The organism is Candidatus Pelagibacter communis (assembly GCF_001180225.1).
Taxonomy (GTDB): domain Bacteria; phylum Pseudomonadota; class Alphaproteobacteria; order Pelagibacterales; family Pelagibacteraceae; genus Pelagibacter; species Pelagibacter ubique_D.
The window spans coordinates 1-6,781 of record NZ_CVST01000024.1 but is presented as its reverse complement, the minus strand read 5'-3'; the positions used below and the strand labels follow the sequence as shown (position 1 = coordinate 6,781).

The following is a 6,781-nucleotide window of genomic DNA, read 5'->3' as shown; positions in this document are numbered from 1 at the left end:
AAGATATTAAAAGGTTTTAATGTATTGCACCCTATGGGCTGGGATTCTTTTGGGATGCCTGCTGAAAATGCAGCAAAACAAAATAATTTAGATCCAAAAACTTGGACGGAATCAAATATTTCAAAAATGAAAGTACAACTAAAAAAACTTGGATTGTCTATTGATTGGGATAGGGAAATTTCTACCTGCTCTGAAGAATATTATAAGCACCAACAAAAATTTTTCTTAGAATTATATAAAAAAAAATTAGTTTACAGAAAAGAAAATTATGTAAACTGGGATCCAGTTGACCAAACTGTTCTAGCAAACGAACAAGTAATTGATGGTAAAGGTTGGCGTTCAGGTGCAGTTGTTGAAAGAAAAAAATTAAATCAATGGTTTTTTAACATATCAAAATTTTCGGATGATTTATTGGAAAGTTTAAATCAGTTAGACAAGTGGCCCAAAAAAGTCAAATTGATGCAAAAAAATTGGATAGGTAAATCGTTTGGTTGTGAAATTAACTTTAAAATTGAAGGTGCACTGCCAATTAAAAGAATTAAATGTTTCACGACAAGACCTGATACACTTTTTGGTTTCTCTTTTTTAGCAGTATCAATAGATCACGAAATAGCGAAATTTTATGAGAAAGATAAAGATTTTATAAAATTTAAAGATGAGTGTTCAAAGTCAGGAACCACTGAAGAATCTATTGCTGTAGGAGAAAAAATTGGTTTTAAGACAGATTTGTTAGCTATCAACCCTGTGGACCCAAGTAAAAAGGTACCTGTATATTTTGCAAATTTTGTTTTAATGGATTATGGATTTGGTGCTGTATTTGGTTGTCCAGCTCATGACCAAAGAGATTTTGACTTTGCAAAAAAATATAACTTAGAAATTAAGACAGTCGTGAAACCAAAAGAAGAGGATGACACATTTACTGTCAAAGAAAAGGCTTTTTCTGATGATGGAGTTATTATTAATTCAGATTTCTTAAACGGATTAGAGGCACCAAATAATTCAGTTCCAGAAACAATTAAAATTTTAGAAACTAGGAAAATTGGAAAAAAACTTATTACATTTAGATTAAAAGATTGGGGGGTATCACGTCAAAGATACTGGGGATGTCCAATACCAATAGCATATGATGAAGAGGGGAATGAATATCCAATACCTGATGATATGCTACCTGTCAAACTTCCTAAGAATATAGATTTAAATGTAAAAGGGAATCCGCTTGACCATCAAAAAAATTGGAAAGAAATTATAATTGATGGAAAAAGATTAACTCGAGAAACTGATACCTTAGATACTTTTGTTTGTTCTTCTTGGTATTATTTAAGATTCTGCTCACCAACAGAAAAAAATTATGGCTATACTAAAAAAGATATAGATTACTGGATGCCAGTAGATCAATATATCGGTGGTATTGAGCATGCAATTTTACATTTATTATACTCCAGATTTTTCATGAGAGCTTTAGCTTTTGAAAATGAAAATTTTAATATCACTGAACCTTTTGAGGATCTTTTTACACAAGGTATGGTTTGTCATGAAACTTACAAAGATCCTGAAGATAATTGGGTAAGTCCAGATGAGATTGAGGTTGTTAATGGTGAAAAACGTTTAAGAATAAATAACAAAATAAAAATTACTGTTGGACCGTCTGAGTCGATGTCTAAGTCAAAAAAAAATACAATAGATCCAGAAAAAATAATTGAAGATTATGGAGCAGACTCAGCAAGACTATTCATACTATCGGACAGTCCTCCTGAAAAAGATGTGCAATGGTCTGAGGAAGGAATTAGTTCATCATATAAATTTATTCAAAAACTTTGGAATTTACATCTTAAATTTGAAGATGAAATATCAAAAAAACATAAAAAAGATAGTTCGGAAAATATATTAAAATTTACAAATCTATTTATTAAAAAAATTGAAAACTATTTAGAAAACTTTAGTTATAATGTGATAATTGCAAGTATGCATGAAATGTATAATTTTTTTATAAAAGAGCTCAACAATGAATACACTAAGGAAACTTTATATGAAAATTATATTAAAATATTAACTGTAATTAGCCCTATAATACCTCACTATACAAGCGAAACTCTGGAATTATTAAAATACAAAAATAATTTGAGTTGGCCACTTTATAATGAGGATATTTTAATAGAAGATAGTGTGAATATAGTTGTACAAATAAATGGAAAAAAAAGAGGTTTATTAACTCTAAATAAAAATTTAAGCGAAGAGATGATATTTGAGGAAATACAAAAGGATGAAAAATTATCAAAGTATATCTCTGGACCAATTAAAAATAAAATCTATATCCAAAACAAATTAATGAATTTAATTTTATAAAAAATGAAAAAACAAATATTAACTATAATTATGTGTTTATTATTTTATAGTTGTGGTTTTTCTCCTGTTTATAAAGATAAAAAATTTTCTAATTTCTCAATTTCATCTATAGAATTTATTGGGGAAAAAAATATTAACAATATCATTAAAACAAATCTATTTAGATATAAAGATAGAACTTCAGAAGTAAATTATAGATTAAAAATAAATACTTCTTATTCAAAAAAAATATTAGCAAAAGATGCCAATGGTAATCCGACAAATTATGAGTTTGGTGTATCAGTAAATTTAAAAACTTTTAAAATAACAAATATTGGCGATGAAGAAGCCATAGAATTAAACTATTCAGAAAAAAATAATATTAAAAATGAGGATAACAAGATAAATCAAAAAAATTACGAAAAACAAATAATTAACAATCTTGCATCAACAATTTCAAGAAAAATTGCGTTCGACCTTTCAAACCTATATGATAATTAAAAATCACGAAATTAAAAAGCAATCATTAGATAAGTATAAATTTTTTTTACTATATGGAAAGAATGATGGTTTAAAAAATAAAATTACTGAAGAATTAATTGATAACAATACAAATATTAAAATTTATGAAGAAAAAGAATTACTTGAAAACAAAAATATATTTTTAGAAAGTATAAATTCAGGTTCACTTTTTGAAAAAAAAAGACATTTTGTAATAAAAAGAATTACAGATAAAATCTTAAATATATTCAACGAGATTAAAGATAGTGATGATATAAAAATAATATTTAACTCTGATAACCTAGAAAAAAAATCAAGATTAAGAAATCTTTTTGAAAAAGATAAGAAATTGGTATGCATACCTTTTTACCCAGATACAGAGCAAACCTTAGCCACATTAGCTTACAATTATTTTAAAGAAAAAAAAATATCTGTTTCACAAAATTTAATAAACATGATCGTGAATAAATGTAACTATGATAGAGTTATTTTATTTAATGAATTGTCAAAAATCGAAAGTTACTTAAAAAATCAAAAAAAATTAGATTTAAATAATATTTTAAAATTAGTAAATTTAACTGAAAATATTAGTATACAAGAGCTTATTGACAACTGTTTAATCCAAAATAAAAGAAAAACAGTTTTTATTCTGAATGAAAATAATTTTAGTAATGACGACTCAATCTTAATTATCAGATATCTTTTAAATAAGTGTAAAAAATTGGCTAGCTTAGTAAAAGAATATGAAAAAAACAGAAGTATAGATCTCACAATATCATCCGCTCGACCACCTATTTTTTGGAAGGAAAAAAATATTATTAAAGAACAAATACAAATATGGAATTTAAAAGATCTTAAAAAACTTATGTATAAAATTAATAAAATTGAGCTACAAACTAAAAAGAATATTTCCAATTCTTTAAACTTTATAAATGATTTTATCTTAGAAATATCGAATTTTAAAACTAGTAATAAGATTTAATTATTTCAACAATCTTATTTAACTGATCTAAATCTTTGTATTCAAAACTTATTTTACCTTTATTTCTTTTATTATTTTTTATGTCTACATTTAATCCTATCTTATTTGATATTGATAATTCAAGTGCTGTAATATTTGTATCTTTTGTTAAACTTGATTTTTTTCTATTTTTAAAAATTTTAACAAAATTCTCTGCTTGTCTTACAGATAATTTTTTTTCAATAATTTTAGTTGCAACAAAACCAGCATTATCGAGACCAACTAAAATTTTAGCATGACCAGCTGTCAATTTTTGGCTTTCAATTAATTTTATCACATCTTCTGGCAAACTTAAAAGTCTCAAAGAATTAGTAATATAGCTCCTGCTTTTTCCAATAAATTTTGAAACTTTTTCTTGATCATAAGAGAACTCATCAATTAATCTTTTATAACCTTGTGCTTCCTCAAGAGGATTAAGATCATGTCTTTGAACATTTTCGACAATTGCAAATTCTAAAGATTTTAAATCATCGGCTTTAGTAATAACAACAGGAACATTGTGTAGACCTGCCCTTTGTGCTGCAAGCCACCTTCTCTCTCCTGCGATTATTTCAAATTTTCCTTCACCAATATTTGATTTTCTAACAATGATTGGTTGTATCATTCCCCTTTCTTTAATTGAATTTGTTAGATCAATTAGATTATTCTCATCAAATATTTTTCTTGGTTGATATTTATTTGGGACAAGGTCACTTATTTGTAATTGATTTTTCTCTGACTCTACTTTTACTTCTCCAATCAATGATGATAAACCTCTCCCCAAACCTTTTTTAATTTTATCCATTAAGCAGCACTTCCTATTGTTGACTCTTGATTTATAAATTCATCTGTAAAACTAAAATATGACTTACTACCTGGGCATGATTTATCATAGATTAAAACTGGCATTCCATGAGAAGGTGCTTCAGATAATCTAACGTTCCTTGGTATTACTGTTGAGTAAACTTTTTCACTAAAATAATCTCTTGCTTCTTTTTCAACCTGTGAAGATAATTTATTTCTTTTGTCATACATTGTTAAAAGTATGCCCCTGATATTTAATTCTGGGTTTAAACTTACTTTTATTCTGTCAATTGTCTTCATAAGCTGCGTTAGACCTTCAAGAGCAAAAAATTCTGTTTGCAAAGGAACCAAAAGTGATCCTGAACATACAAGGGCCATAACAGTCAACAAACTAAGTGAAGGTGGGCAGTCTATTAGTATATAATCATAGGATCCTCTAGAATCATTTAAATAAGCGGCTAATTTACGTTTTAAAATAAAAGCTCTATTCGTATCACCAGCCGTTTCAACTTCTAGACCTGATAAATCAACATTAGAAGTTATCAAATCCAAATTTTCAAACTGGGTTTTCTTGATTACTTGATAAATTTCTTTAGTTCCATTCAGGACCCCATAGATTGTATCGCCTGAGTTTTCCATATTAGATAATCCAAGACCTGTAGTTGCATTTCCCTGAGGATCTAGGTCTATAACTAAAATTTTTTTATTATGTTGTGCTAGTCCAGCTGCAAGATTTATCACTGTTGTGGTTTTTCCTACCCCACCCTTTTGATTTATGACTGAAATAATTTGCATTTTATTTTTTTCAATTTCTTTTTAATTTTTTTTTTTAATTGTTTTTATATTTATCAAAAATGAATCTTCACTTGTTAAACTTTTCTTTTCTAAATATTCCAAATTCCATTTTTTTTTAGATTTTTCAAAAACTTTTTTTCCACTTTTACCCATAAAAAAAATTAAATTTTTATATTTCGAAAAATTTTCATAAACTAAATCTAAAACTACAGGCATAGGTTTAAATGCTCTCGACATAATTGTTCCTGTCTCTAAATTTTTTATCTCAAAAATATTTTTTTGAAAAACTTTAGTATTTAAATTTAATTTTTCTGAAACTTCTTTCAAAAAATGGCTTTTATGGTAGCTTTTTTCATATAGATGCACATTCATTTTATTTTTCATGTTTTTTAGCATAATTGCTACTATGATTCCTGGTAAACCAGCTCCAGAGCCTAAATCTGTCGTTGTATTGCAATTTAAATCAACAAAATCAATTATTTGTGCTGAATCGATAATATGACGCTCAATTATAGCATTTTTTGATGCTGTATTTTGACCAATTATGTTAATTTTTTTATTTTTTTCCAAAATCAGAGATATATAGTTTTCAAAGTCTAAAAATGTTTCACGTGAAACATTTAGATCATTAAGTCTAGAGTAAGAATTTAAAATTTCTTGATCCATTAAGCTATATGCTTAATAGACTTTCTTTTTATGTGTGACAACAAAATATATACAGCTGCTGGGGTTATTCCATCAATTCTTAAAGCTTGACCCATAGTTTTAGGCTTTATTTCTTTAAATTTAGCTTTAACCTCATTAGACAAACCTGAAAGTCGATCATAATTAATTTTATCAGGAATAATTAAGTTCTCATCCCTCTTAAATGCTAAAATATCTGCTTTTTGCTTCTTTAAATACCCCCTGTAATGAGCATTAATTTCTACTTGTTCATCAATTTCTTTACTAAAATAGGGTATTTCAGGCCATATTTCTCTAATTTTACTCATATTTACGTCTTTTTGAGTTAGAACCTCATTTGAAGACCTCAATATTCCATCTTTCGCTATTTTAATCCCAAATTTTTCTGCTTTAGATGGTGAAATACTAGATTTATTCATTTTTAAATTAATTTTTTCAATTTTGTCAAATTTATCCAGATATAATGCTTTTCTTTCCTCTCCAATTAACCCAATTTCTATTCCCTTAGCTGTTAATCTTTGATCTGCATTATCTGCTCTCAAGCTTAATCGATATTCTGCTCTTGATGTAAACATACGGTATGGCTCCGCAACTCCCTTCGTTACTAAATCATCAATCATTACTCCAATGTATGCATCAGATCTATCAAGGATAAAAGGCTCAGAATTTTTAACA

Annotated in this window: 6 protein-coding genes and 1 pseudogene; 3 read left to right on the top strand and 4 right to left on the bottom strand. The window is 27.0% G+C overall.

Annotated elements, in window-relative coordinates; all coding sequences use genetic code 11:
- The 3 genes from leuS to holA all read left to right on the top strand — a co-directional run.
- Positions 1–2,343 (top strand): leucine--tRNA ligase (gene leuS / locus AMN99_RS01620; protein WP_082255133.1); only part of this gene is annotated, 2,343 nt, incomplete at its 5' end.
- A 3-nt stretch (positions 2,344–2,346) separates the two neighbouring features.
- A complete protein-coding gene (locus AMN99_RS01615; RefSeq protein ID WP_075506103.1) occupies positions 2,347–2,823 on the top strand; it encodes a hypothetical protein in 477 nt (158 codons plus the stop codon).
- On the top strand, positions 2,813–3,805 hold the full coding sequence (holA, locus tag AMN99_RS01610) for a DNA polymerase III subunit delta (RefSeq protein ID WP_075506102.1): 993 nt from the start codon (positions 2,813–2,815) through the stop codon (positions 3,803–3,805). Before AMN99_RS01615 ends, holA begins: the two co-directional genes overlap by 11 nt.
- Here the strand turns inward: holA and AMN99_RS01605 are convergent.
- From AMN99_RS01605 to AMN99_RS01590, 4 genes and pseudogenes are all read right to left on the bottom strand, one after another.
- A complete protein-coding gene (locus AMN99_RS01605; protein ID WP_075506101.1) occupies positions 3,789–4,628 on the bottom strand; it encodes a ParB/RepB/Spo0J family partition protein in 840 nt (279 codons plus the stop codon). The two genes, holA and AMN99_RS01605, sit on opposite strands and share 17 nt — an antisense overlap.
- Positions 4,628–5,422, bottom strand: coding sequence for a ParA family protein (locus tag AMN99_RS01600; protein ID WP_075506100.1), 795 nt, complete (start codon positions 5,420–5,422; stop codon positions 4,628–4,630). The genes AMN99_RS01605 and AMN99_RS01600 overlap by 1 nt, the downstream gene beginning before the upstream one ends.
- A gap of 21 nt (positions 5,423–5,443) precedes the next feature.
- On the bottom strand, positions 5,444–6,088 hold the full coding sequence (locus tag AMN99_RS01595) for a 16S rRNA (guanine(527)-N(7))-methyltransferase RsmG (protein WP_075506099.1): 645 nt from the start codon (positions 6,086–6,088) through the stop codon (positions 5,444–5,446).
- Positions 6,088–6,781 (bottom strand): annotated as a pseudogene (locus tag AMN99_RS01590) (tRNA uridine-5-carboxymethylaminomethyl(34) synthesis enzyme MnmG); the annotation flags it as partial. The gene AMN99_RS01595 and the pseudogene AMN99_RS01590, both read right to left, overlap by 1 nt.

What these genes read in the sequence shown, in the direction of transcription:
- AMN99_RS01605 (WP_075506101.1), bottom strand. Translation starts at nt 4,628, where the DNA reads ATGGATAAAATTAAAAAAGGTTTGGGGAGAGGTTTATCATCATTGATT.
- AMN99_RS01615 (WP_075506103.1), top strand. Translation starts at nt 2,347, where the DNA reads ATGAAAAAACAAATATTAACTATAATTATGTGTTTATTATTTTATAGT.
- AMN99_RS01600 (WP_075506100.1), bottom strand. Translation starts at nt 5,422, where the DNA reads ATGCAAATTATTTCAGTCATAAATCAAAAGGGTGGGGTAGGAAAAACC.
- holA (WP_075506102.1), top strand. Translation starts at nt 2,813, where the DNA reads ATGATAATTAAAAATCACGAAATTAAAAAGCAATCATTAGATAAGTAT.
- AMN99_RS01595 (WP_075506099.1), bottom strand. Translation starts at nt 6,088, where the DNA reads ATGGATCAAGAAATTTTAAATTCTTACTCTAGACTTAATGATCTAAAT.